Annotated in this window: 21 protein-coding genes; 6 read left to right on the top strand and 15 right to left on the bottom strand. The window is 58.2% G+C overall.

Annotated features, from left to right (window positions below; translation table 11 throughout):
• The first annotated feature begins 193 nt into the window (after nucleotides 1-193).
• Nucleotides 194-1,786 (top strand): sensor histidine kinase, encoded by a 1,593-nt coding sequence (locus AAGD24_RS05865; protein ID WP_051946591.1) that lies wholly within the window; start codon nucleotides 194-196, stop codon nucleotides 1,784-1,786.
• Nucleotides 1,783-2,463, top strand: coding sequence for a response regulator (locus AAGD24_RS05860; RefSeq protein WP_136633619.1), 681 nt, complete (start codon nucleotides 1,783-1,785; stop codon nucleotides 2,461-2,463). The genes AAGD24_RS05865 and AAGD24_RS05860 overlap by 4 nt, the downstream gene beginning before the upstream one ends.
• Before the next feature lie 16 nt (nucleotides 2,464-2,479).
• On the opposite strand, the gene AAGD24_RS05855 is transcribed toward AAGD24_RS05860, so the two are convergent.
• The 11 genes from AAGD24_RS05855 to AAGD24_RS05805 all read right to left on the bottom strand — a co-directional run bounded on the left by AAGD24_RS05855 (nucleotide 2,480) and on the right by AAGD24_RS05805 (nucleotide 14,983).
• Nucleotides 2,480-3,832: a sigma-54 dependent transcriptional regulator gene (locus tag AAGD24_RS05855; RefSeq protein WP_075195997.1), complete on the bottom strand. Its 1,353-nt coding sequence runs from the start codon at nucleotides 3,830-3,832 to the stop codon at nucleotides 2,480-2,482.
• Nucleotides 3,829-5,643 carry an ATP-binding protein gene (locus tag AAGD24_RS05850; protein WP_379866836.1) on the bottom strand — a complete coding sequence of 605 codons (1,815 nt, stop codon included), beginning with the start codon at nucleotides 5,641-5,643 and terminating at the stop codon, nucleotides 3,829-3,831. Before AAGD24_RS05850 ends, AAGD24_RS05855 begins: the two co-directional genes overlap by 4 nt.
• 113 nt (nucleotides 5,644-5,756) lie before the next feature.
• Nucleotides 5,757-7,937: a TRAP transporter permease gene (locus AAGD24_RS05845; RefSeq protein WP_379866835.1), complete on the bottom strand. Its 2,181-nt coding sequence runs from the start codon at nucleotides 7,935-7,937 to the stop codon at nucleotides 5,757-5,759.
• 90 nt (nucleotides 7,938-8,027) lie between these two features.
• Entirely contained in the window at nucleotides 8,028-9,008 is a 981-nt protein-coding gene (locus AAGD24_RS05840) for a TAXI family TRAP transporter solute-binding subunit (RefSeq protein WP_379866833.1), read from the bottom strand.
• Nucleotides 9,009-9,249: 241 nt separating this feature from the next.
• Complete coding sequence (locus tag AAGD24_RS05835; RefSeq protein ID WP_379866831.1) at nucleotides 9,250-10,239, bottom strand: ornithine cyclodeaminase family protein; 990 nt, start codon at nucleotides 10,237-10,239, stop codon at nucleotides 9,250-9,252.
• A 100-nt stretch (nucleotides 10,240-10,339) separates the two neighbouring features.
• Nucleotides 10,340-10,765: a secondary thiamine-phosphate synthase enzyme YjbQ gene (locus AAGD24_RS05830; protein WP_379866829.1), complete on the bottom strand. Its 426-nt coding sequence runs from the start codon at nucleotides 10,763-10,765 to the stop codon at nucleotides 10,340-10,342.
• Between the two features lie 14 nt (nucleotides 10,766-10,779).
• Nucleotides 10,780-11,847 (bottom strand): succinylglutamate desuccinylase/aspartoacylase family protein, encoded by a 1,068-nt coding sequence (locus AAGD24_RS05825; RefSeq protein ID WP_036204041.1) that lies wholly within the window; start codon nucleotides 11,845-11,847, stop codon nucleotides 10,780-10,782.
• A gap of 1 nt (nucleotide 11,848) precedes the next feature.
• Nucleotides 11,849-12,754, bottom strand: a complete 906-nt coding sequence (gene rimK / locus AAGD24_RS05820) for a 30S ribosomal protein S6--L-glutamate ligase (protein ID WP_036204038.1) — start codon at nucleotides 12,752-12,754, stop codon at nucleotides 11,849-11,851.
• Nucleotides 12,751-13,236: an ATP-dependent zinc protease gene (locus AAGD24_RS05815; RefSeq protein ID WP_087148985.1), complete on the bottom strand. Its 486-nt coding sequence runs from the start codon at nucleotides 13,234-13,236 to the stop codon at nucleotides 12,751-12,753. Before AAGD24_RS05815 ends, rimK begins: the two co-directional genes overlap by 4 nt.
• The gene (locus AAGD24_RS05810; RefSeq protein ID WP_041336562.1) at nucleotides 13,229-14,089 is read right to left on the bottom strand and encodes a mechanosensitive ion channel family protein; all 861 of its coding nucleotides are present in this window, start codon (nucleotides 14,087-14,089) and stop codon (nucleotides 13,229-13,231) included. Before AAGD24_RS05810 ends, AAGD24_RS05815 begins: the two co-directional genes overlap by 8 nt.
• Nucleotides 14,090-14,164: 75 nt before the next feature.
• Complete coding sequence (locus AAGD24_RS05805) at nucleotides 14,165-14,983, bottom strand: hypothetical protein (RefSeq protein WP_036204032.1); 819 nt, start codon at nucleotides 14,981-14,983, stop codon at nucleotides 14,165-14,167.
• A 106-nt stretch (nucleotides 14,984-15,089) separates the two neighbouring features.
• Between AAGD24_RS05805 and phrB the strand changes: the two genes are divergently transcribed.
• Entirely contained in the window at nucleotides 15,090-16,490 is a 1,401-nt protein-coding gene (phrB, locus tag AAGD24_RS05800; RefSeq protein WP_379866827.1) for a deoxyribodipyrimidine photo-lyase, read from the top strand.
• A gap of 139 nt (nucleotides 16,491-16,629) precedes the next feature.
• On the opposite strand, the gene AAGD24_RS05795 is transcribed toward phrB, so the two are convergent.
• From AAGD24_RS05795 to hemA, 4 genes are read right to left on the bottom strand one after another with little or no spacing between them, the layout of a single operon-like run.
• Nucleotides 16,630-17,388 carry a molybdopterin-synthase adenylyltransferase MoeB gene (locus tag AAGD24_RS05795; RefSeq protein ID WP_228210456.1) on the bottom strand — a complete coding sequence of 253 codons (759 nt, stop codon included), beginning with the start codon at nucleotides 17,386-17,388 and terminating at the stop codon, nucleotides 16,630-16,632.
• Nucleotides 17,375-18,226 carry a peptide chain release factor N(5)-glutamine methyltransferase gene (gene prmC, locus AAGD24_RS05790; RefSeq protein ID WP_085681511.1) on the bottom strand — a complete coding sequence of 284 codons (852 nt, stop codon included), beginning with the start codon at nucleotides 18,224-18,226 and terminating at the stop codon, nucleotides 17,375-17,377. The genes AAGD24_RS05795 and prmC overlap by 14 nt, the downstream gene beginning before the upstream one ends.
• Nucleotides 18,219-19,304 (bottom strand): peptide chain release factor 1, encoded by a 1,086-nt coding sequence (gene prfA, locus AAGD24_RS05785; protein WP_379866825.1) that lies wholly within the window; start codon nucleotides 19,302-19,304, stop codon nucleotides 18,219-18,221. Before prfA ends, prmC begins: the two co-directional genes overlap by 8 nt.
• Nucleotides 19,301-20,590 (bottom strand): glutamyl-tRNA reductase, encoded by a 1,290-nt coding sequence (gene hemA, locus AAGD24_RS05780; protein ID WP_007155284.1) that lies wholly within the window; start codon nucleotides 20,588-20,590, stop codon nucleotides 19,301-19,303. The genes prfA and hemA overlap by 4 nt, the downstream gene beginning before the upstream one ends.
• Before the next feature lie 231 nt (nucleotides 20,591-20,821).
• Between hemA and AAGD24_RS05775 the strand changes: the two genes are divergently transcribed.
• Genes AAGD24_RS05775 through ispE form a run of 3 tightly spaced genes read left to right on the top strand, consistent with a single transcriptional unit; the run spans nucleotide 20,822 to nucleotide 24,059 of the window.
• Nucleotides 20,822-22,570, top strand: coding sequence for a tetratricopeptide repeat protein (locus AAGD24_RS05775; protein ID WP_136633791.1), 1,749 nt, complete (start codon nucleotides 20,822-20,824; stop codon nucleotides 22,568-22,570).
• Complete coding sequence (lolB, locus tag AAGD24_RS05770; protein ID WP_036204017.1) at nucleotides 22,567-23,205, top strand: lipoprotein insertase outer membrane protein LolB; 639 nt, start codon at nucleotides 22,567-22,569, stop codon at nucleotides 23,203-23,205. The genes AAGD24_RS05775 and lolB overlap by 4 nt, the downstream gene beginning before the upstream one ends.
• Nucleotides 23,202-24,059, top strand: a complete 858-nt coding sequence (ispE, locus tag AAGD24_RS05765) for a 4-(cytidine 5'-diphospho)-2-C-methyl-D-erythritol kinase (protein ID WP_379866823.1) — start codon at nucleotides 23,202-23,204, stop codon at nucleotides 24,057-24,059. The genes lolB and ispE overlap by 4 nt, the downstream gene beginning before the upstream one ends.
• Nucleotides 24,060-24,078 lie beyond the last annotated feature (19 nt).

Here is a 24,078-nt window from a genome sequence, read left to right as displayed (position 1 = left end):
TACCTGACTGAGGTTAAAGATTCACCACTGAGGCCAGAAGTTTGTGCGCGTAATGCCTTTAAAGAAACTAAAGGGCGTTTCGTTCATAAAATTTACGGGCAATCGTAAAGCGGGTGTTTTAACCTGACCCCATAACGACAACAAACCAATCACTGCTGACAACGTGTTCCGAAAAACCAAACTGAAAACCCGAATGATCCTCACGCTCGGATTCGTCAGCGCAGCGCAGACGATCCTCATAGGCGTGTTCGCCGGCTATTACCTCAGCGACTCCCTGTTTGATGAAATCGGACAACGGGCTCTCATGGTGTCGAAGACCGTCGCGGCAGCCCCCTCGGTGATCGAGGGTGTACGCGAGCGTGATATTGAAGGGCTGAACCGGCTGGCAAATCGACTGACCCGCACTAACGAAGCTTTGTTCATCGTCATTGGTGACCACCAGGGCATACGCCTGGCACACCCCTCCCCTGATCGCATTGGCCACTCCATGGCCGACGATGACGGTGACCTGGGCCGGCGTGCCCTGGTTGATGGCAAGGCCTATGTGGCAAGGGCCACGGGCAGCCTCGGCGAATCCATGCGTGGCAAGGCCCCGGTGATCGAGCCAGAAACTGGCGAGATCATCGGCATTGTCTCCGTGGGATACGGAGTTGACCAGGTGGATGCCACCATCAAACGCTACAGCTTCGTACTGTATACCGTGGTTGGCCTTACCCTGCTGGTCAGCATACTTATCGCGATGGTGATCGCCGGGCGCTTCAAGCGCGCCATTTTCGGCCTGGAACCTGAAGAAATCGCACGCCTGTTCCAGGAGCGGGACGCCACCTTGCAGTCCGTTCGGGAGGGCATCATCGCCATCAACCGCGACGGTGTGATCACGACCTTCAACCGCACCGCCCTGGAAACCCTGGGTATCGACCCCGACACGCCGCTGTCAGGCCGTCCCATTCTCGATGTTCTGCCCGAAAGCGACCTGCTGTCGGTACTAGAATCCGGCACGCCGGACTTCGACCGCGAGGTCTGGCTGAGAAACCGACAGATGATCGTCAACCGGTTACCTGTTCGCCAGGGCGCTGAGATTACCGGTGTTGTGGCCAGTTTCAGGCTGAAGGACGAGGTGGATCAGGTCAGCCGGCAACTGACTCGCATACAACAATACGCAGATACCTTGCGAAGCCAGACTCACGAATACTCGAATAAGCTCCACACCATCGCGGGCCTGATCCAGATTGAAGCCTATGACGACGCGTTGAATCTGATCGGCAGCGAAGTCAGCGACCATCAGGCACTGATTCACCTGCTTCTGGAAGCCGTCCCCGATCCGGTTATCGCCGGTTGCCTTATGGGCAAGTACAATCGCGCCCGGGAGATGGGGCTGGGCTTACAGATCGATGCCGAAAGCCGCATGGTGGACATACCCGCCGACATGCCGCGGGATCAGTTGGTGAGTGTCCTCGGCAACCTCATCGACAACGCCCTCGAGGCCACCCTTCATCAAACGGGTGAAGGAGGACGGGTTCAGCTATCCATGACAGACTTGGGGCATGAACTGATCTTTGAGGTTGAAGACCAGGGGCCCGGTATCCCGGAAGAATCTCAACAGAAGATCTTCGAGAAAGGCGTAACCACCAAGGCGGGCGCTGAAGAACACGGTTATGGCCTGCACCTGGTGCGTCAGTTCCTGAATCGCTGGGGCGGCTCCATCACGGTGGAGAACCTACCGGGTGTGGGCTCGCGATTTACCCTTTACCTTCCGAAAACCAGTCAGGGGAGTGACAGTCATTGAATACCCTTCGGATCCTGATTGTTGAGGACGACCGGCAGATCGCCGAAATCCAGCGCCGGTTTGTTGAGCGACTCGAGAATGTGGAGCTTTGCGGCATTGCCCACAGCCTGGGGGATGCACGCGACCTTATCGACGTTATGGCCCCACACCTGATCCTGCTGGATATCTATTTTCCCGACGGCAATGGTCTGGATCTGCTGCGGGAACTCCGGGCGCGGGATAGCAGCAGTGACGTTATTCTTATCACCGCCGCCAAGGAAGTGGAACCGCTCAAGAGCGCCCTGCGCGGTGGCGTCTTCGACTACATTCTCAAGCCCCTGGTTTTCGAACGCCTTGAGGAAGCCGTCAACCGTTACCGCGACCACTTGCGGCAACTGTCTGGCCTGGTGGAAATCGCCCAGAAAGAAGTCGATGCCCTGCTGCCCAGAGGGTCAAATGAAACCAGTCAGCCCGCGCCTACAGACAGACTGCCCAAAGGCATCGATAGCATCACTCTGGATAAAATTCGCGAGGTGGTTTCATCCGGCCAGTGGAGTGCCGAGGAAGTCGGCCAGGCCATGGGCGCGTCACGAACGACGGCGCGACGCTATCTGGAATTCCTCGTTGGCCGGGGGGAGTTAACCGCGGAAGTTACCTACGGCAGCGTCGGTCGACCGGAACGGCGGTATCGCGTCTGAACCCCTGCCTTTAGGGTCAATCCCGGAACTGAGACTTGTCCAGCCCATACTTCTTCATTTTGTCGTACAGCGTCTTGCGGGCAATGCCTAGCTGGACCATGGTGTCCTTAATACTGCCATGGCAGGCATTGAGCGCACTGACGACGGCTGAACGTTCAAAGTCGTCCATCATCTCGGACAAAGTCTGGCGCCCGGACACATTGGCGGTGACGGAGGAATCGTTTTCGTCCAACGCCGCTGGCCCCAGCAAAACGTAGCGCTCGGCCAGGTTCCTTAACTCCCGCACATTCCCCGGCCAGCTATGCTGCATCAGACGCGCGGCCTGGCTGGCATCCAGCGGGATGCTTTCCCGGTCGTAACGGGCTGCCGCAATCAGCACAAAATGGTGAAACAGAACGGGGATGTCGTCCTTGCGTTCGCGCAGTGGCGGAATATCCAGCTTCACCACGTTCAGCCGGTAGTACAGATCAGCACGGAACTCGCCTTCGTCGCTGAGCTGCTTCAAGTCAGCCTTGGTGGCGGCGATAATGCGAACATCCACATTCTGCACCTGATTGCTGCCCAGGCGCTCCACACGCTGTTCTTCGAGCACCCTCAGCAGCTTTACCTGTAGGGCCATGGGCATGCTTTCCAGCTCATCCAGGAACAGAGTGCCCTTGTGCGCGTACTCGATTTTTCCGATGCGGCGTTTTTCCGCACCGGTAAAGGCACCGGCTTCGTGACCGAAAAGCTCGCTCTCGATCAGATTCTCGGGCACAGCACCACAGTTGATAGCAACGAAGTTGTGAGCGCTTCGGGGGCTGTTCTCGTGGATATAGCGGGCCAAGGCATCCTTCCCCGAACCGGTCTCACCGTGCAACAGGATATTGGCGGAGATATCCAGTACCGGGTCGATGGTCGCCATCACTTTCTGCATACCGGCTGAATCCCCCAGGATTCGGGGGCCTGGCCGGGCCAGATGCTTCAGCTGAGCCTTCAGCCGCCGGTTTTCCAGCGCGAGGTGGCGCTTTTCCAATGCATGGCGAAGCAGCTCCAGGAGCTCGTCGTGATCAAAGGGTTTTTCGATGAAATCATAGGCGCCCTGCTGCATCGCGGTGACGGCCGTGCTGATATCGCCCTGCCCGGTCAGGATGATCACCGGGATGGTTTCATCCATGGCGCGAATCCTGTCGAGCATTTCCAGGCCATCCATTCCCGGCATGTTGTAGTCACATAGCACGACGCCCTCATAGTCCTGTGAGATGCTCTCAAGACCAGACCGCGCATCCTCGAAACACGCAATGGAAAGGTCTTCCAGGGTAAGGGTTTGCGCGATGGCCTGGCGAATATGCGGGTCATCGTCCACAAAAATTACCGACGCATCTGTCATTCGGTGGCCTCCCGCTTTCTGAGTGTTAATACGAACTCCGCGCCCGGTCCGTCGCTCCGGTTACGCCCCGTCAGGCTCCCGCCCAGCGCGTCCACGATCTGCCGGGATATCGAAAGACCCAGACCCAGCCCCTGCTTCACCGATTTGGTGGTAAAGAAAGGCTCGAAAATCCGCTCCGTACTGCCCGGCAGGCCGGAACCGTTATCCCGCACAAGGCAATACCAATGCCCGTCATCTTCTTCCACATCAATGGTGATCTCCGGCCGCTCGCTGCTTTCGACTGCCTGAATGGCGTTCGCCACCAGGTTCACCATAACCTGTTCGATCCGGATCACGTCTCCGTGGCACTGCACCGGTTGTTCCGGGCGGTGCCATTGAATGGAGATATCGGATCGGCTCTCCTGCGCCGCCATTATCTTTAGAGCACCGTCGACCGATTGCCGCAAATCAACCAGTGCCGGTGGCCCTTCCGATTTACGGGCAAACACCTTGAACTGACGGGTAAGCTCCGCCATTTTGTCACACAGGGTGATGATCTCTGAAAGATTGGCATCCACCATCTCCGTCGCGCCCTTCTCAAGGAACCGACGGCTGTTGCGGGCATAGGTCTGAATTGCCGTGAGCGGCTGGTTAATTTCATGGTTCAGGCCCGCAGACATCTGGCCAAGCACGGCAAGCTTGGCTGCCTGGATCAACTCATGCTGGGTTTCCCGGAGTTCATCACGGGTTTTCTCCCGCTCGCGGATTTCATCCAGAAGTTGCTGGTTGGAACGCTCAAGCTCCGCCGTTCTGCTGGCGACGCTGCGCTCAAGCTGCTCTCCCCTGTGTGCCAGTTCAGCCTCCCGCCGATAGCGTTCCCGCAAATACAGCGAGGCGAGCAAGCCGACCACGAAGATCGCCACGCCCACCGCCGCAAACCCAAGCCGACTCCACAGCACGGTGCGGGTACTGACCATCACCTGAAGCGTCCAGTCCAGACGTGGCAGAGGTGTAAGCACCCTGAGGTATTCGCGGCTTTCTCCATCGTTGTGGATACGCATGGTCCCTGCCCTGTCGGAAAGCCCCCAGGGTGATCCCAGGCTGTCGAAATCAATCGGCGAAAGCTCACGGTCAGGGTAACGCTGTCGAGACTGCTCACTGGGAGCGCCGCCGCTGTCACCGGTAAAGTTCCGGTACAGCCACTCGCTCTTGCTGGACAGGAAACTGATGCCAGCGTCGTCCAGCACGACCATTTCCGAATCCCTCAATGAGGCGGGGCGACGCCACTGTGATTCCAGTTCATGCACCAGCACTTTCATGGCGATAACACCCAGAATATCGCCGCTGTCGTCACGGACAGGATGGGAGAAATACAGCCCGCGGACATCGGAGGTGACGCCCAGGGCAAAATAGATGGCGGAATCCCCGCTCGCCATGGCGTCCTGGAAATAGGGCCTGAAATCAAAGTTGCGGCCCACAAAGCTGTCCCTGCGCAGATAGTTGTTAGCCGCAATAGTGGTTCCGGAGGCATCCATAAGATAGACATCCGAACTGCCGACGATGGTCGCCATTCGCTGCATCTGGTCGTTAGCCCGCAGAAGTGTACCTGGGTCACCCGGTGATGCCAGGGCTTCTGCCAACAACGGATGCTCGGCCATCAACTCGGGGATGGGCACATACCGGTTAAGCTCATTGGCCACAAGTTGGCGATAGCGAAACGACTCTTCCACGCTCTCCTGTTCAACCTGCCGGTAGCCATACCAGCCACCCAACATCCATGAGAAGGCCAGAGTCACCAGAAAAACAAGAAACGCGATAATCCGGTAGGACATACACTCCGGTTCCTGAAAAACCGTTGAAAGCCGCTAGAGTATAGCCCTGTCCAGGCCAGGGCAATCGAGTTTCAACTCGGCCGCCCTGGCCCGGACACTCCAGCCGCTGCTGTTCAGGTGCTCGCCGGACGCAGTTTGCTCTGACGCTGCGCCAGGAACGCAACTACCGCCAGAGCAATACCGCTGAGGTCTGTCCATAAACCGCCTTCGATCATCAGCAACGCCGCACCGATCAGCAGAAGACGGGTGATCACACCGGCGGAGGCCCGTGCAAACCAGCCCAGCACACCACCGGACAGCATATACACTCCGAACAGAGCGGTGATCAGTGCGCGGGCGATATCAAACCAGCCGGCATCCATCAGCAAGGCGCCGTTGTAGAAAAACATGAATGGCACGATGAACGCTGCAATACCAATTCGGAACGAGGCCACGGAGGTCTCCATCGCATTGGCGCCCGAAATCCCGGCAGCCGCATAGGAGGCCAGTGCAACCGGCGGGGTAATGGCTGACACCACCGCAAAATAGAACACGAAGAAGTGTGCTGTAAGCGGCTCGATGCCCAACTGAACCAGGCCCGGGGCGACCACCGACGCGGCAACTGCGTATGCGGCTGTGGTTGGCATGCCCATACCCAACAGGATCGAGATGAACATGGCGAAGATCAGCGCCAGCAATTGGCTGGCCTCGGCCACGTCCAGCAGCAACACGGAAAACCGCGCTCCAACACCGGTCAGGGAAATGACGCCCACAATCACACCGGCCGCCGCACATACCACAATGATCTGGATGGCCATGTACGACGCAATTTCCAGCGCCTCAAGGATCTTCCGTATGCCCATTTTGTTGGGCGAGAACCAACTGACAACTGCGGCAGACACGGTGGCAAGCGTACCGGCCCGGATCACTGAGTAGCCCATGAAGAGCGCCACAATCAGAATAATAATGGGCACAAACAGGTAGCACTGCTTCAACATGGTCTTGAGCTTGGGCAACTCATCCTCGCGCATGCCACGCATGCCGGTCTTCGCCGCCTCAAAGTCCACCATGAAATAGACCGAGGCGAAGTAAAGGATGGCCGGGATGATCGCCGCAATGGCAATCTCGGTATAAGGAATGCCGGTAATCTCAGCCATGATGAAGGCGCCCGCCCCCATAATCGGTGGCATGATCTGCCCACCGGTTGAGGCCGCTGCTTCCACGGCACCGGCCGACCGTTTGCTATAACCCACCTTTTTCATCAGCGGAATGGTCAGGGAGCCGGTGGAGACTACGTTACCGGCGCTGGTTCCGTTGATCATACCCATCAGGCCGGAGGCAAAAATCGACACCTTGGCCGGGCCACCCCGGGTGCGACCCGCCGCGGCGAAGGCGAAGTTCACGAAATAATCGCCCACTTTTGACGCCTGCAGGAAGGCGGCGAAGACGATAAACAGGATGATATAGGTCGACGACACGGCGGTGGTCGGGCCGAGGATACCAGCGTCGGTATACACCTGACTGAAGAAGCGCTGAACCGATAAACCAGGATAACCCAGGAAGCCAGGCAGGTAGGGCCCAAGGAAGACATATACCAGGAAGACCAGCCCGATAATGACCAGAGCCAGACCTGCCACCCGGCGAGTCAGCTCCATGATCAGGGCTGTGCCGGCAATGGCCGCGAATGAAATGCCGACCGGCGCAAACGAGGTGCCCGTGGACATGCGCATGGAGGTGTTATAAACCACCAGAAAATAGGCAGCGACCGCCACCGAACACACAATCAGCACCAGATCCGGCACACTGAAGCGGGAGCGCTCGCGCTGGTGAAACCAGCTCATCACGATACCGATCGCACTGGCGGCCAACAGCGGCCAGCCGAAATGCCAGGTTTCGAGGTCAACTGGAACTCTCTGGGTGCCATCCAGGATCATCTGGTGGAATGAAAATGTCTGGTACAGCGCGTATAGGGCCGGCACCAGAGCCACGGCACCGATCCAGGTTGTCCAGCGATGACGTGCGGGACCGTCTTCGGCGGAGACAAAACGGGCACCGGCAAACAGGATGAAGCCCAACACCAGGGCCCCCGCAATGTGGACAATCCGGAAAGACCAGGTTTCCAGCGGCGCAATGTTCAAGCTGTAAAGATGAAACGACGAGTAGGCGATGGCCAGTAACGTCACGAATTTCAGCATACCGCCTTCAAACAGGCGGCGATTGGCCTCAACCGGCTCTTCATCGACATCGTGGGCCAGGACGTGGTCATCGCCAATGTCGTTCACCGGGTGTTCTTCGGGGTGTTGCTTGTCAGTCATGATAGACCCTGCTCACGGGGAAACGGGGCCGGCGGTTCGCCGGCTTTGCTCAGGAGGGCCACCACCGCGACCCTCCTGAGCACACGATGGTTACTGATTGATCTTGCTGTCTTCGATCGTGTAGCCGTTTTCGTTGAACCAACGAGCTGCGCCAGGATGCCAGGGCAAGACTTTGTTCTTCGTGTAGTTTTCCGGAATGGAGTTTTTGGCGGCCTTGTGGATGGACACCATCTTGTCGTTGTTCTCCATGGTCAGCTTGGTAATTTCATACACAAAGCTCTCCGGCATGTCGCAGTTGACCATGGCGAAGTTCCACATGGAGACCACGCGGGACGGCTCATTCAGGGACTGGTAGGTGCTGGCTGGAATGGTGAATTCCGATACCGGGAAATTCGCAGTCACCTTCTTGGCCTCTTCATCCGTCATGCCGATGATGGTCACATCGGTCTGCACTTCCAACTGGCTGACGGCCGGGATAGGAATACCTGCGGCAAAGGCCACCACGTCAATCAGACCATCCTGCAACTGCCCGCCCAAGTCAGACCAGCTACCGTTGCGGCGTTCAAAATTGACGCCCAGGGTTTCCATGATGCGGGGGAAATAGGTGTCGGATGTGGAGCCGGCCGGCCCGAATCCGATGGTGGCGCCATCGGGAATATCAGAGATAGACGTAATGCCGGAACTGGAAAGTGCGGTGACGGAAAACGGCGTTTCATACATGGGAAACATCGCGCACACATTGTCCATTTTCATGCCCGGTGCCAGTGGGCTGTTACCGTCGATGGACTCCTGCGCCGGCCCCATGGTGGTCAGCCCGAACTTCAGATCGCCAGTATGAACCAGCGCCATATTCTGCATCGGGCCACCGGTAATTTCAGCACCACCGGATACGCCCAGGTTCTCGGCGACAAAGTTTGCCCATCCGGACCCATACGCAAAGTAGGTTCCCCCCTGACTTGCGGTACCGACCGTGAAGTTATCCGGCCAATCAGACCGGTCCTGAGCAATGGCGGGACTGGTGGCGGCAAACGTTGAGACAAATGCCATGGCAAAGACGGATTGGGTTTTCATAGAGAATGCTCCCGTTTCGTTGTGTTTGTTGGGTGCTAGAACGGAGCCCAGCAGGTTCCGGTTGGACACTTACAGCAACGAACAACAGCAACTAGCAGGCCAGATACTGCAACTAATTGATATTATGGATATTTCATAAATAAAGCCGGGGCAGATCAAGCAGTGGCGGGTAACATTCCACCCATTTCCAGGAGGGTAATGGGTGGAGATCCACCCATTTTGCAGGACAAAAACCGTGTGATCAGGCTTTACCCTGTTTACTGGAACTCGAGTAGTTCTCCCAAACCAGAATCGCCGCAGCCAGATCTTCCAGCGAAACACCCACGGATTTGAACAGGGTAATGGCATCATCACCGTTGCGGCCAGCATGGGTACCACTTGCCAGTTCAGACAACTCCGCCTGAATCTTGTCCATGGCAAAAACGCCATCGTTCACAGCAAAGTGCAGATCTCCCGCTTCGCCTTTAGCGCCGGCATAGGAGTCAACAAAGACATCAGAACGAGCAACGCATTCGCTGTCGGTCTCCCGCATATTCTTTCGGAATGCCCCAACCAGATCCAGATGCGTTCCGGGTTTCAACCATTCACCCTGAATCATGGGCTGGGTTGAGAGCGTCGCCGCACTGACGATGTCCGCCTCTGGAACCACCGAGGCCAGGTTGTCGGTAGCGGTAACGGACTCAAATGCCGCCTGCCCTTTACGGTAACCCGAGTACGACCGGGCCAGATCCTCAGCTTTGCTCAGGTTGCGACCATACACCACGACCCGGCGAATCGGCCGCACCGACGCATGGGCTTCAATCAACATTGGCGCCAGCTTGCCAGTGCCCACGACAACCAGGGTCTCGGCATCTTCGCGGGCCAGGTAGCGGGCTGCCAGGGCGGAGGCCGCGGCAGTGCGCCGACGGGTCAGCTCACTACCATCAATACAGGCCAGGGGCTGGCCCGTGGCGCCATCGCTCAGCAGGTAAACGCCGCTGATCGCGGGCATGCCGCGATTCGCATTCTGGGGGAAAACGTTCACCATCTTCACCCCAAGATAGCCCGGCTGTTTACCCTGATCTTCCCACGCCGGCATCAGCAGCATCGTAGCCTCCCCGTCCTGACGCTCAACGGCATGATGGTGGCGAGGTGGTGTTACGATGCCGCCAGCGAAAACACGTTCCAACTGGTCGACAAGCCCATTCCAGGGCAGGTTTTCGGCGACGACTTCAGAGTCGAGTATTTGCATACTTTGAGTTCCCGTTCGGGGTGCCTACAGAGAAAGACGCCCGTGATGCATGGTTTACAAGGGCGAACACCCAGCCACTTTCTTATGTGGCAGCAAGCGCTTACCACCGTCCCTGCAAAGTTGCTACGACCCGTCTACCGCTGGCCCGATTCCGATGTTCACAAAGATAGATCCCCTGCCAGGTGCCCAGGGCAAGATGTCCGTCGTTCACGGGAACAGTGAGCGAAGGGCCTACCAGAATACTCTTAATATGAGCCGGCATGTCGTCCGGGCCTTCCATGGTGTGCTCATAGTGGGGCGCATTCTCGGGCACCATCACATTGAAATGGCGCTCCAGATCGCCGCGCACGTCCGGGTCGGCGTTCTCGTTAATGGCCAGGGAGGCGGACGTGTGTTGGATAAACAGGTGTAAAAGCCCCACCTGGCAGTTCTGCAGGGCCGGCGCCTGGGCCAGGATTTCATTGGTTACCAGGTGAAAGCCCCTGGATTGGGGCTTCAGTTCGATAAAGGTCTGATCCCAGATCATGTCCAACCTCGTTTCTATTTCTGCCGGTCGTCCCAGGGATGGACGGGCACCACGTCGTCGCCCACATCTCCTTCATAGCTGCTGCGGAAATAGTCCATCGCCTTCTCCGCCTCGCTGAGTTCGTCAAATCGGGCAATGTGGTAGATCGCCTCGCCCTCGTTTACCAGCGGCAGGTTATTCACACAAATAACAATGCCGGAACAGGGTGATGTCACGGCGGTTTCCGACTCGCCGAACGGGTCGGCTACCATGGCCAGTCTCTGACCTTTACGGACTTTCTGGCCAAGACTGGCAACCGGGCGCATGATGCCATCGGTGTCCGTTCGCACCCACTGCGAGTTTGCCGCCGTTTCCGAGCGTTTCCTGGGGGCCTTGGGGCCTTTCTTGGCGGGAATCATCTCCAGTTCCCGCATCACCCGGATGACCCCTTTCACGCCGCTGGAAATCACCACATCGTCAAATCGCAGGGCCTCCCCGCCCTCGAAGGTGACTACCGGAATATCCTGGGAATCAGCGTAGGCGCGAAGGCTGCCCTCCCGCAGGCTGGCGTTGATGATAATGGGCGCACCAAAGGCCTCAGCCATACGGATGGTTTCCGGGTTTTTGAGCTCCGCGCGAATCTGCGGCAAATTGAACCGGTGTATGGCGCCCGTATGCAGGTCAATAATGTGGGAGACATTCTCCATGATCTGCGTGCGCAACAGGTAGGCAATGCGACCACCGAGGGAGCCGGTTTCGCTGCCCGGGAAGCAACGGTTCAAATCCCGGCGGTCCGGAAGGTAACGGGTGCGCTGGACAAACCCGAAAATATTCACGATGGGAACCGCCACTAACGTCCCCCGCAAATGCCGCAGGGCGGAGTTGGTCAGCACCCTGCGCACAATCTCGACACCGTTGATTTCATCCCCGTGTATCGCTCCGCAAACCATCAGTACCGGCCCGCTTCGACGCCCATGAACCACTTCAACGGGAATATGCAGTGGCGTGTGGGTATATAGTTTGGCAACCGGAATCTCAACAGTCTGTCGAGTGCCGGCCTTGACCTCGTGACCGGCGATAACAAACGGCGCCCGAGCAGCCATATCAGCCTCTCCCCTTGGTGCGGGTTTTCCAGGGCTTCTGGTTCTTCTCGGTCCAGTTGATGATCATGCCGGCCACGTTCTTGCTGGTGGCATTTTCAATACCTTCCAGGCCCGGTGAGGAGTTCACTTCCATAACCAGGGGCCCACGGCTGGAACGCAGCAGGTCCACACCGGCCACGTTCAGGCCCATGGATTTTGCCGCCGTGATCGCCGTTTTGCGCTCTTCGGGGGTGATCCTCACCAGAGAGGCAGTACCGCCCCGGTGCAGGTTGGAACGGAACTCTCCTTCCCCACCCTGACGTTTCATCGCCGCAATCACCTTGTCACCAATCACGAAACAGCGGATATCAGCGCCACCGGCTTCCTTGATGAATTCCTGCACGAGGATGTCCGCTTTCAGGCCCATGAAAGCCTCAATGACACTTTCCGCCGCTTTGCGGGTTTCGGCCAGCACCACGCCAATGCCCTGGGTGCCCTGCAGCAGTTTAATAACGACGGGAGCACCGCCCACCATCTGCAGCAGTTCCGGCACGTTGTCCGGCTTGTTGGCGAAGCCGGTCACCGGCATGCCAACGCCCTTTCGGGCCAGCAACTGCAATGAACGCAGCTTGTCCCGAGAGCGGGTAATGGCCACGGACTCATTGACGGGGAAAACGCCCATCATCTCGAACTGCCGCAACACGGCCGTCCCGTAGAAGGTCACCGACGCGCCAATACGGGGGATCACCACATCGAAATCTTCCAGGACTTCCTCGTGGTAGTGAATGCGAGGGTCCGCGGACGTGATGTTCATGGAGCAGTGCAGGCAATCGATCACCTTCACTTCGTGGCCCCGATTGATCCCTTCCTCCACCAGACGACGTGTTGAGTAGAGATGACGGTTACGCGACAGAATCGCAATTTTCATGTTTTCGTCCTTAGGGCCGGCTCGCCGGCAAGATAGGAACATTCAGGAAGAACAATGGCGCGCCTGGCCATTGCCGTTCGACCAAGCAGCATACGGAAACGCATGGAGTCACGATTGGTCAATGTCATTTCGATGGGCCACTCGATGTTCCCGAGCACCAACCGGGTTTCGATCACCAGGCGCAGTTCTTTATGACCACCGGAGTCCGAGACGTTGCGCTCATCCAGAACCGCCGCATCGCACTCCACCACATGATGTAGATCGTTCTGAACCGGGTGCACCCAAAAGCGGACCCGGCGCTGACCGCTCTCTGTGTAGGGTTCGGTACGGAAGGTATGCAGACAAGAGGTGCGGGCACCGGTATCCACTTTCGCCTTGATCCGGGAAATGTCGAACTCCGGCAAAGCAACCCACTCGCGCCAGCCCAATGCCAGCTTTCCGTCTGTGTCCGGCACCGGGCCGGCTTTTGAGGCATCATCCATTCTGGTCGGCATCCGGGCCTCCCTTGTTGGTTGTGGTTTCCGGCCGAAGCAGCTCCACCCGGAAGGGCTCGGAATGGCTTCCGGCATAAATGCTCGTATGGGGGAAGGGTATTTCAACGCCCTCCTCATCAAGCGTTTTCTTGATGGCCACCATCATCTGGCTCCGACCCTCCAACACTTTGTTGCTGGGCACCCAGAACGAGAACTGCAGGTCCACTGAGGATGGACCAAACCCGGTGACCAGTACAAATGCCTTCGGCTCTTCCAGACTCGCACTGTTCTGTCTCGCGAGCTCAAGAAGCAGTTTTTCAACCCGCTCCACATCCTCGGCGTAGGCAATGCCCACCGTCAGGTCCATACGACGGATGGGAAAGCGTGAGCGGTTGACCACGCGGGTCTTGATCAGGGTTTCATTGGGAATACGCACATACAGGTTGTCCGGCGTGCGCAACTTCACACTCAGCATATCAATGGAAACCACCTCGCCAATGGTGTTTTCCACTTCAATAAAGTTACCGATTTCAAAGGGTTTTTCCACCAGCAGGAACAGCCCGCTGATCATGTTGGAGGCGGACGTCTGGGAGGCAAAACCAATGGCAACCGTCAGTATACCGGCGGCACCGAGCACCACGTCGAGAGAGAAGCCGGCTTCACGCAAGGCGGCGACGAAGAATATGGCCAGCACGATGTAGAAAACCAGCCGCCTCAACATCACCGTGTGGTGCCGTGACGCACGGTCCTCCATGAAGCGGGTAACTCCACGGGCCGCAAATGAAGCCAGCACAATGCCAAGAATCAACAGGAACAGGGTGCTGATCCACTTGCCCCAGGCAATGGCACCAAAAAACTGCATCAGGCTGCTTTCAAACTGCTCAATCAAGGAGGTAACTCCGTTTACGGATTCGATGTCGACAATTGGCCGATGATATCAGCCAAATATACGGTCGTAGGCTCGTACCAACCCGCCACGGGAGGTTTGTTCCCGCGCCGGCGAAATAAGCTCGCACTGTCCGGCAGCAGCAATAAGCGACTGGTCAATCTTCAGGCGTGCTGAGTTCATATCGGTTTCGCAGGTCACCGTCACACGCGGTGTCCATAGCTGCCCCTTGTCATTGCGATGCAGGGACAGCAACGGGGTGGGCAGATTGAACCGCTCCAGCAGCAGCGGTTCCTGTCGTTCATTGACGATCCGCACCGGGGTAATCGCCCGCCAGGGACGTTTGGGCACAGCTTCGAGCACCAGGCGCGCAAACGTGGCGGCGGAGTAGCACAGTTCGCCTTCCATGGTGGTTCTTCCCACCCAGGTCAATGACGGATCTGCCAGCGGCAGTTCCATCAGGTGCGTGCCTTTGCTTCCAGCCTGGATTCGCATCCACAGGAGGGTGCCCACGTATATGGTGCACTCACTCTCGGCGGGGATGGTCAGCGGCTGATAGGGACGTATCACCGTAGCAAGGCTGGACATCGCTGGCAGGTAGCAAACCTGACTGCCATCATCCGGCCGTACGAACCGATGAACCTCCAGATCCGCATCGGGTAGCGTGTGGGTTACCCTTTGCTGCCAACGCTCCTGATTGTCGTCTTCGGGCATACGCTGGTAGCGGATCAGCCATTCCTGATCCAGCAGGGTTATCCAGATTCGGGTGTGGCTGAGTTCGTGGTATTGCGTCTGCCCGGGTTCCAATGTGTAAGGCGTTGCCCAGTGGCCATCCTGCATCGTTCGCTGTGTGTCCAGACTCGTCGTCATTCCGGCCCTTTGTCCATAAATTCTTCCATTAACTATAATCCAATCAGCACGTTCCAGCGAATATCCATCCGTAACTGTCGATCCGCCATCAAACTCAGGAAGCTCAATGACTCAGCTCGTATGGTTCCGAAACGACCTGCGCGTTGCCGACAACGCTGCCCTTACGGCAGCCTGCAAGCAACAGCAACCGGTGCAGGCCTGTTTTATCGTAACCCCGGCTCAGTGGCAGGAGCATGATTGGTCTCCGGCGCGGGTTCAATTTGTGCTGGACCACGCCAATGCGCTGTCGGAAGAACTGGCGAAATTAGGCATACCCCTATCATTCATGACCGCAACCACGTTCGCCGATAGCGTTGAAAAACTGGAAAAATTCTGCCGGCGCGAGAGTATCCGGCATGTGCATTTCAATGAGGAATACGGAGTTAACGAAAGGCGCCGCGACAAGGCCGTAAAACACACCCTTGATGATATTGGCGTAGCGGCGAATAAATACCGGGACCAGACGGTAGCGCCTGTTGGCACCATCCTTACTCAACAGGGTGAGCCCTATTCCGTGTTCACCCCGTTTTCCCGTCGGTGGCGAAGCTGGATTGATGAGGCGCAGCCAACCCTCTTTCCCGTTCCCAAGCCCGTCGGCGAGCCTGTTAAGCCTCTTTATTATGAAGGCCTGCCAAAATGCTTCGATAATCCACCACCCCGGCTTGTTGAAACCGGCGAGGACGCCGCCCACCAGCAACTGGAACAGTTCCTCGACGACCACGGCGGGGACTATAAGGATCTGCGCGACCTGCCTTCCGTAGATGGTACCAGCCTGCTCTCCCCTTACCTGGCCAACGGGGTGCTTTCCGGCAAACAGTGCCTGATTGCCGCCCGCCAGCAGCAAGGTATGGGAGGCAACCAGGAAGGCCTGGCCACCTGGACCAATGAAATTGCCTGGCGGGATTTCTACATCAATATCCTTTACCACTACCCCAGGATTAGTATGCACCGGGCGTTCAAACCGGAGACCGAGGCCCTGCAATGGAATACACCCGGCGAGAACTTCGAAGCCTGGAAATCGGGCAACACCGGCATCCCCATTGTCGACGCCGCCATGCGCCAGCTGAACCAGACCGGCTGGATGCACAACCGGCTGCGCATGATCACGGCGATGTTCCTCACCAAGAATCTGTTCATCGACTGGCGACTGGGTGAGGCCTATTTCATGTCAAAACTGGTGGACGGCTTCCTGGCCTCCAATAACGGCGGCTGGCAGTGGAGCGCCTCCACCGGCACCGATGCGGCGCCGTATTTTCGGGTATTCAATCCGGCCACTCAGAGTGAGCGGTTTGATCCGGATGGCGAATTCATCCGCAAATACGTTCCCGAGATCGCAAAGCTGGACAATAAACGGATTCACCAACCCTGGGCCGGTGGTGTGATTCCCGGTGGGTATCCACGACCTATCGTTGACCTGAAAGAAAGCAGGAAAGAGGCAATTTCAAAGTTTCAGGCCCTGAAAAATTAAAGCGCCGGCTTCGTCGTTGGGAGGAAACGGCCGGCTGGGGGAAGGCTCTGCCAAAACACGCTGTGAATACGTCCATGTACGCTCGGCTCCGCCATCCATGGCTCCGCACGGTTTTGGCAGAGCCTTCCCCCAGCCCGCCTTATGCTGACTCTCTGCTTTTGCAGACTGGACATTCTGGGTCTCTGGCGAGTTTCATTTCCCGCCACTCCATTTGCCAGACGTCAAGAATGAGCAGGCGCCCAATCAACGGTTTGCCGACACCGGTGATGACTTTCACGGCTTCCATTGCCTGGGAAGCGCCGATCATGCCAACGAGGGGGCCGATAACACCAGCTTCGGAACAGGTCAGGTCTTCGTTGCCCTGTTCTGAGTAAAGACAGTGGTAACAGGGACTGCTGTCATCGCGGACGTCATAAACCGACAGTTGCCCTTCCCCACGAATGGCTGCGCCAGATACCAGTGGGACGCGGGCAGCAACACACGCGCGGTTGAGGGCGAAGCGGGTATTGAAGTTGTCGGTGCAGTCGACCACCAGGGTCGCCGAGTTTACCTGCCGCTGAAGTTCATCGCCTTCCAGGCGTTCAGTAAGGGTTGTCACCGACACATCGGGGTTTATGCGCCTAACGCGGTCAGCCAGATGTTCGGCTTTGGATTCACCCAGGTCGGACTGTTCGAATGCGATCTGGCGCTGCAGATTGGCGATCTCGATCTGGTCGTCGTCGACCAGCGTCATGTGGCCAATCCCGGCGGCCCCGAGGTAGAGCGCTACTGGGCAACCCAAACCGCCAGCACCGACCACCAGCACTCTCGCGGACTTGAGCTTGGCCTGGCCTGCGATATCAAACCGGGGCATCAGGATCTGGCGACTGTAGCGCAGCAGTTCCTCATCGTTCAGCATCTTGTTTTCTCCCAAGGGTGAAGCGGTCACGCCGGCCGTAGTCCTGGCGGGTTTCCACACAGGTCAATCCCGCATCGGTAAAAAGCTGCCGCACAGCCGCTCCCTGTTCATAGCCGTGTTCCAGTATCAACCAGCCCTCAAGCGAGAGCCAAGCGGGGGCTTCGGCGGTTATCCGCCGGATATCGTCAAGGCCGTCATCGCCGGCCACCAGGGCCGACGCCGGCTCGAAGCGCACATCGCCCTCTCCCAGGTGGACATCATTCCCTGAGATGTACGGTGGATTGGAAACGATGAGATCAAAAGCAACTGATGGTAAATCCTCGAACCAGTTACTTTGTCGCACCGTCACCGGCAGGCCCAACTGGTCGGCGTTGTCGGTCGCCAGGTCTACTGCTTCCCGGACGGCGTCGCAGGCGGAAACCCGCCAGCCGGGTTGCTCGCTGGCCAGAGCCAGTGCGATGGCACCCGTGCCGGTACCAAGATCCAGCACATTGGCATTTCTCGGTAAATCCAGCGCCAGCGCTGCCTCCACCAGGCATTCAGTATCCGGGCGGGGAATCAGTGTGGATGGATTGACCTTCAGCGGGAGTGACCAGAATTCCTGTTCGCCCAGCAGGTGTGCAATCGGGTGGCCTTCACAGCGTCGTTCCACAAGGGTTCTGAAGCGGGCAACCAGGGCCACGTCCACCTCACGCTCGGGCCAGGCCCGGAAAGTGGTTCGGGACCAACCCGTCACATAACCCAGCAGTAGCTCAGCATCGAGGCGCGGAGAATCACCGCCAATAAGCCCGGCAGCTTCTGTCAGCAACGCCTCACAGGCCAGGGGTTTGTCAATCATCAGCCAGGGAGGCCAACAGGTCGGCCTGGTGTTCCTGCTGCAAAGGCATGATGACGGCATCAAGATCGCCGGAAATAACCTCATCCAGCTTGTACAGCGTCAGGTTGATGCGGTGGTCGGTCACCCGCCCCTGGGGGAAGTTATAGGTGCGGATTCGCTCTGAGCGGTCGCCACTGCCCACCAGGCTCTTGCGGGTGGCCGCCATGGTTTTCTGCTGGCGTTCAATTTCCTCATTCTGGAGGCGCGATGCCAGGAAACTCATCGCTTTGGCCCGATTCTTGTGCTGGGAGCGTTCTTCCTGACACTCCACCACAATGCCCGTGGGAATATGGGTAATACGAATCGCCGAATCAGTCTTGTTGACGTGCTGACCGCCGGCGCCAGAAGCTCGGAAGGTATCCACCCGCAGGTCGGATTTGTTGATTTGAACGGCCTCGGTTTCATCCGCCTCCGGCATCACCGCTACCGTGCAGGCGGAGGTGTGAATTCGGCCCTGGGATTCGGTCTCCGGCACCCGCTGTACCCGATGGGCACCGGATTCAAACTTCAGTGCCCCATAGACCGCACTACCAGCAATGCGGGCAATGATTTCCTTGTAACCGCCGTGCTCACCATCGTTGGCGCTGATAACCTCAACCTGCCAGCGCTGGCGTTCGGCATAACGCATGTACATCTTGAACAGGTCACCGGCAAAAATCGCCGCCTCATCGCCCCCGGTGCCGGCACGAACCTCCAGGAATACGTTCTTGCCATCGTTGGGGTCCTTGGGCAGCATCAGGCGCTGGAGCTCTTCGTCCAGTTCCTCGCTCTTCTGTTCCGCCAGGCCCAACTCCTCTTCCGCCATGGCTCGCATGTCGGCGTCACCGTCGCGGGCCAGTTCAGTGGCTTCCTTAACATCGTCACGGGATTTCTGCCATGCCTGGAAGCAGTGAACAATGGGTTCAATCTCGGCAAATTCCCGGGACAGATCGCGGAATTTATCCTGGTTGGCAATAGTACCCTGATCGCTCAGCAACGCGCTGACTTCCTCGAAGCGGTCAACAAGCTGCTCGAGGCGGGACTGAATCGATGACTTCATAGTTTTTCCGGGGTGATGGGCGCGTCGGCATCCAGCACATCAAGCTGATGCAGCTCTCTGAGCCATTGAGTGACTTCGGTTCTGCCCTCCGTGGTGGCCTTGCGGACCTGGATGGACGGCTCGTGCAGTAATTTGTTGGTCAACCCCCGGGCCATGCTTCGCATCACGGTTTCGGGGTCTGCGCCATTACGCAGGGCGCGAATGGCCTTTTCGGTCTCCCCGTCTCTCAGGGCTTCGGCCCGCTGACGGAACTGCTTGAGGGTGGAGACAGCATCCAGGGCCCGTAGCTGGCTCAGGAACTGCTGTACGCCATCAGCAACCATGTTCTCGGCTTCCCGCGCGGCGCCCTCTCGGGAACGAACGTTCTCCTCGATAACCTGCCGCAAGTCGTCAACGGTATAGAGATAGACATCAGCCAGGGAACCCACCTCGGGTTCGATATCCCTGGGAACGGCGATATCCACCATGAAATAGGGACGATGCTTGCGCTTTTTAAGCGCACGCTCCACGGCGCCCTTGCCAAGGATAGGCAACGGGCTGGCAGTGGAAGAAATGATGATGTCCACATTCGCCAGGTGTTCTGGAATGTCGGAGAGCATAATGCCCTGCCCGCCACGGGAGTCCGCCAGCGCCTGGGCACGTTCCAGGGTACGATTGGCGACCAGGAAGTTTTTCACGCCAGCGTCGGCCAGATGCCTCGCGACCAGTTCAATGGTTTTGCCGGCGCCAATCAGCAAGGCTCGATTGCGGGACATATCCGCAAAGATGTGGTGCGCCATGCTGACTGCAGCGTAGGCCACCGACACCGGGTTTTCGCCAATAGCAGTCTGCGTGCGCACCCGCTTGGCAACGGAGAACGTATGTTCGAACAGACGGGACAGGAACGCACCGCTCGCTTCATGCTCGCGAGCGAGGGCATAGGCGTCCTTGAGCTGGCCGAGAATTTGCGGCTCTCCAAGCACCATGGAGTCCAGCCCCGACGCAACCCGCATGATGTGGCGCACGGCGTCTGAGTCCCGATGTACGTAGAGCACGTCTTCCAGGTCTGCCGCCTCCATGTCATGAAACCCCGCCAACCACCGCAATACCGCCGGGGCACAGTCGTCATCTCCGGCCAGATACAGTTCGGTGCGGTTGCAGGTAGACAGGATCGCCGCCTCGCTGGCGCCGGAAGTGGCACGCAGTTCGGCAAACGCCTCGGCCATACGCTCGGGCGTGAACGCGACGCGCTCACGCAACTCTACCGGTGCGGTGCGATGATTGATTCCGAGGGTGACCAGTGCCATATCGGGGTTAGACTGCCTTATCTTTGACGACGGTTCGATACCGCCATTTTAACGATCGGGAGCCAGTGTCGCCACCCATAACCATCGTGATATCGGCAACTGCTGACAGGTTGGGCAATATCAAGCGCTTGTGCCATCATAGAGCCTTGTCGCACTACGCCACATCTGAGACCGCCGCCAGACCCTTCTCCGGCCGATCAGGTGCATCGTACACAGATCATGGGATGTTGCATGCATAAGTCTGCATTACTGCTTGGTACTTGCCTGCTTGGGCTTTCCCTGTCCGGCTGCGCTTTTCTCCAGGACAACCAGGAATCGCAATCCACCTCGTCGCCTGATGACGCCACTGCATCATCCGCGGAACCGTCAGCGGACATCCGTTACGCCGATTTCGAACCGGAAGAACTGTACCTGCTGCTTTCCGGCGAGATAGCCGCCCAACGGGGCCGATTCGACGTCACCCTTGTCAATTACATGAAGGCGGCACAGCAATCCCGCGATCTGGGCGTGATTGAGCGGACCATGCGCATTGCCCAGTCACTGAACGCCGATAACGCGCAGCAGAAACTGGCGGCGCTGTGGCTGGAGGTAGCCCCGAACAACATGCAGGCACATCGCATCTCCGCCATCCAGGCCGTGAAGAAGAACGAACTGGAGACCGCCCTGGGCCACATGGAAAAGATCATGGATCTGGGCGGCGACGCGGATTTTGACAGCCTTGCCGCGATGGCCGGAAACCTGCCGCCGGAACAACAGCAGGAACTGCTCGACTTATACCAGCAACTGGAGCAGCGCCACCCTGACAACCCGGAACTGCAATACAGCATTGCCCTTCTACTGAAGGTGACGGGCGAGCCCCAGCAAGCCCTCGCCAAACTGGAACCCCTTCTGGACAGCAAGCCGGATTTCCAGCCAGCACTGATACTCAAGGGCGACCTGCTCTACCAGACCAACCAGAAACAGCAGGCCCTGGATCACCTGAGGGCGAATACACGACAATTCCCCGATAATCGCCAGATGGGAACCCTCTACGGCCGCATGCTGATCGGCGAAGGTGAGCTGCAAACCGCCCAGAACGAATTCCGCCGGCTGGTTAACCGCTTCCCCGACGTTCCCGGCCTGCGGCTCTCCTACGCCCTGGTCGCGCTTGAAAACGATCAGATCGCGCTGGCCGAGGAGGAACTGACACGCCTGATCGAACAAGGCCACCACAGCGATGAGGCTCACTACTACCTGGGCCGGATTGCCGACGAGGAAAACGAAAACGAGCAGGCCATCGGCTACTACAGGAATGTCGAGAAAGGTAATTACTTTTTCCCGGCCCTGGCCCGTGCCAGCGAACTGATGGCGGAACAGGGAGAGCTGGACGAGGCCCTGGCCGACATTCGCGAGATCCGCAAGAACAACCCCGACCAGGACGAGAATTTCCGCCTGCTGGAAATCAATCTCCTGCTGGATCGGGATCATGACGAGCGAGCCCTTCAGGCGGCCAATGAAGCCCTGGAATCCTTCCCTGGCAATGTCCGCATTCGCTACGCCCGTGCCATGCTGCTCGACTCCATGGATAAGCCAGAGCAGGCCGAAGCCGATCTGAGAACAATCATCGAGGAACAGCCCGACAACGCCGTGGCACTCAACGCGCTGGGTTATATCCTTACCACCCGCACGGACCGACTCGATGAAGCCAGGGACTATATTGAGAGAGCCCTGGCCATCGATCCGGAGAACCCTGCCATACTCGATAGCATGGGCTGGGTACTGTATCTGCAGGGCAACACCGACGAGTCACTGAGCTATCTGTCACGTGCCTGGGAGGCCTACGCTGACCCGGAAGTAGCCGCTCATTACGGCGAAGCGCTCTGGCAAACCGGCAATCAGGAACAGGCCCGCTCGATCTGGAGAGAAGGCTTCGAGCAGGACCCGGACCACCCGATACTGACTGAAACTGTTGAAAGGCTGACCGGGGAGCCGTCCCTGTGAAATTATCGGTTATCGCGCTGACGTTCGCCGCCCTGGTTCTGAGCGGCTGTAGCTCACTGACAGTTGAACCACTTCCCGAAGGCCTGACTGAACAGCCACCGGCCGACTGGCGCAAGACCAGTGCCCGACTTGACCAGCTTCAGCACTGGGAACTGACCGGCAAACTCGCCGTTCGCCAGCCCTCGGACAGCGGCACCGCCGTCATCAACTACTGGAAACAGGACCGGGAAACGTACGAACTGGCGCTGTCATCATCGTTCCTCGGTATGGGCCGCACTACCCTTGAAGGCGTTCCCGGGTTCATCGAACTCACACTTCCCAACGGCGAGCGCTACCAGTCCGGCGACCCGGAGTCCCTGGTCAACGCCGCCACCGGCTGGCTGCTCCCCATTGACAGCCTGGCCTGGTGGATACGGGGCCTGCCCGGCCCTGACGGGGACTTCCGGCTGTTCTTCGACGACAAGGGTCAACTGGCCGTCATACGCCAACTGGGCTGGGAGATCCGCTACGACCGCTGGCAAGCATTCATAGAGGGCTACCCTCATCTGCCCGCCCGTATCACGGCGGTCAAGGGCGAGAAGCGCGTGAGGGTGGTGGTTACCAGCTGGAACCAGACCGATGGAGACAGCCGGTGAACAGCCTGGTTCTGCCCTCCCCGGCAAAACTGAACCTCTTCCTGCATATTCTCGGGCGTCGACCGGATGGCTACCATGAACTGCAAACCCTGTTTCAGTTTCTGAATTATGGCGACACCCTGACCCTGACCGCACGCACCGATGGTAGAATCGTCCTTGAGCAACCCCTGCCCGGGGTGCCCGACGAGGAAAACCTGATTGTCCGTGCTGCGCGACAACTGGCGGCAACCGCAGGTCATACGACTCCCGGTGTCAGTATTGCAGTCGACAAGCAGTTGCCCATGGGCGGTGGCCTGGGCGGTGGCAGCTCCAATGCCGCCACCACACTGGTGGGGCTGAACCGCCTGTGGGGCCTGAACCGCTCCCTGGACGAGTTGGCTGAACTGGGCCTGTCCCTGGGTGCCGATGTGCCCGTATTCGTTCGCGGACATGCAGCCTGGGGCGAAGGCGTGGGCGAACGACTCACCGACGCCAACCCACCAGAAGACTGGTTTCTGGTTATAAAACCACCTTGCGATATAAGCACCAAAGAGATTTTTTCCGAGCAAGGGTTGACAAGGGATAGCCCCGGAATCAAAATAGCGCCCGCTTTTGAGGGAGACGCCTCGAGGTACCGAAACGACTGTGAGGATGTAGTTCGAAGACTGTATCCTGAGGTTCATCAAAGCCTGGAGTGGCTTGCACAATTCGGACCTGCAAGATTAACCGGAACCGGGGCTTGCATATTTGGACGTTTCCCGACAGAATCCGCAGCCCGGATTATCTGGGAAAGCAAACCCTCCGGCATCACGGGGTTCGTAGCTCAAGGGGTGAACATTTCACCACTTCACAAAAAGCTGACAGAGCTGAAATGATGCCAAAAAAGCACGATAC

This window comes from Marinobacter sp. M5B, assembly GCF_042604615.1.
In the GTDB taxonomy this organism is placed as follows: Bacteria; Pseudomonadota; Gammaproteobacteria; order Pseudomonadales; family Oleiphilaceae; genus Marinobacter; species Marinobacter salarius.
The sequence above is the reverse complement of the archived record's forward strand: the minus strand, read 5'-3'. Positions and strand labels throughout refer to the sequence as shown.

Excerpts from the sequence above, each read along its gene's own strand:
- AAGD24_RS05865 (WP_051946591.1), top strand. The coding sequence starts at position 194 with ATGATCCTCACGCTCGGATTCGTCAGCGCAGCGCAGACGATCCTCATA.
- AAGD24_RS05855 (WP_075195997.1), bottom strand. The coding sequence starts at position 3,832 with ATGACAGATGCGTCGGTAATTTTTGTGGACGATGACCCGCATATTCGC.
- AAGD24_RS05850 (WP_379866836.1), bottom strand. The coding sequence starts at position 5,643 with ATGTCCTACCGGATTATCGCGTTTCTTGTTTTTCTGGTGACTCTGGCC.
- AAGD24_RS05845 (WP_379866835.1), bottom strand. The coding sequence starts at position 7,937 with ATGACTGACAAGCAACACCCCGAAGAACACCCGGTGAACGACATTGGC.
- AAGD24_RS05840 (WP_379866833.1), bottom strand. The coding sequence starts at position 9,008 with ATGAAAACCCAATCCGTCTTTGCCATGGCATTTGTCTCAACGTTTGCC.
- AAGD24_RS05835 (WP_379866831.1), bottom strand. The coding sequence starts at position 10,239 with ATGCAAATACTCGACTCTGAAGTCGTCGCCGAAAACCTGCCCTGGAAT.
- AAGD24_RS05830 (WP_379866829.1), bottom strand. The coding sequence starts at position 10,765 with ATGATCTGGGATCAGACCTTTATCGAACTGAAGCCCCAATCCAGGGGC.
- AAGD24_RS05825 (WP_036204041.1), bottom strand. The coding sequence starts at position 11,847 with ATGGCTGCTCGGGCGCCGTTTGTTATCGCCGGTCACGAGGTCAAGGCC.
- rimK (WP_036204038.1), bottom strand. The coding sequence starts at position 12,754 with ATGAAAATTGCGATTCTGTCGCGTAACCGTCATCTCTACTCAACACGT.
- AAGD24_RS05815 (WP_087148985.1), bottom strand. The coding sequence starts at position 13,236 with ATGGATGATGCCTCAAAAGCCGGCCCGGTGCCGGACACAGACGGAAAG.
- AAGD24_RS05810 (WP_041336562.1), bottom strand. The coding sequence starts at position 14,089 with ATGCAGTTTTTTGGTGCCATTGCCTGGGGCAAGTGGATCAGCACCCTG.
- AAGD24_RS05805 (WP_036204032.1), bottom strand. The coding sequence starts at position 14,983 with ATGACGACGAGTCTGGACACACAGCGAACGATGCAGGATGGCCACTGG.
- phrB (WP_379866827.1), top strand. The coding sequence starts at position 15,090 with ATGACTCAGCTCGTATGGTTCCGAAACGACCTGCGCGTTGCCGACAAC.
- AAGD24_RS05795 (WP_228210456.1), bottom strand. The coding sequence starts at position 17,388 with ATGCTGAACGATGAGGAACTGCTGCGCTACAGTCGCCAGATCCTGATG.
- prmC (WP_085681511.1), bottom strand. The coding sequence starts at position 18,226 with ATGATTGACAAACCCCTGGCCTGTGAGGCGTTGCTGACAGAAGCTGCC.
- prfA (WP_379866825.1), bottom strand. The coding sequence starts at position 19,304 with ATGAAGTCATCGATTCAGTCCCGCCTCGAGCAGCTTGTTGACCGCTTC.
- hemA (WP_007155284.1), bottom strand. The coding sequence starts at position 20,590 with ATGGCACTGGTCACCCTCGGAATCAATCATCGCACCGCACCGGTAGAG.
- AAGD24_RS05775 (WP_136633791.1), top strand. The coding sequence starts at position 20,822 with ATGCATAAGTCTGCATTACTGCTTGGTACTTGCCTGCTTGGGCTTTCC.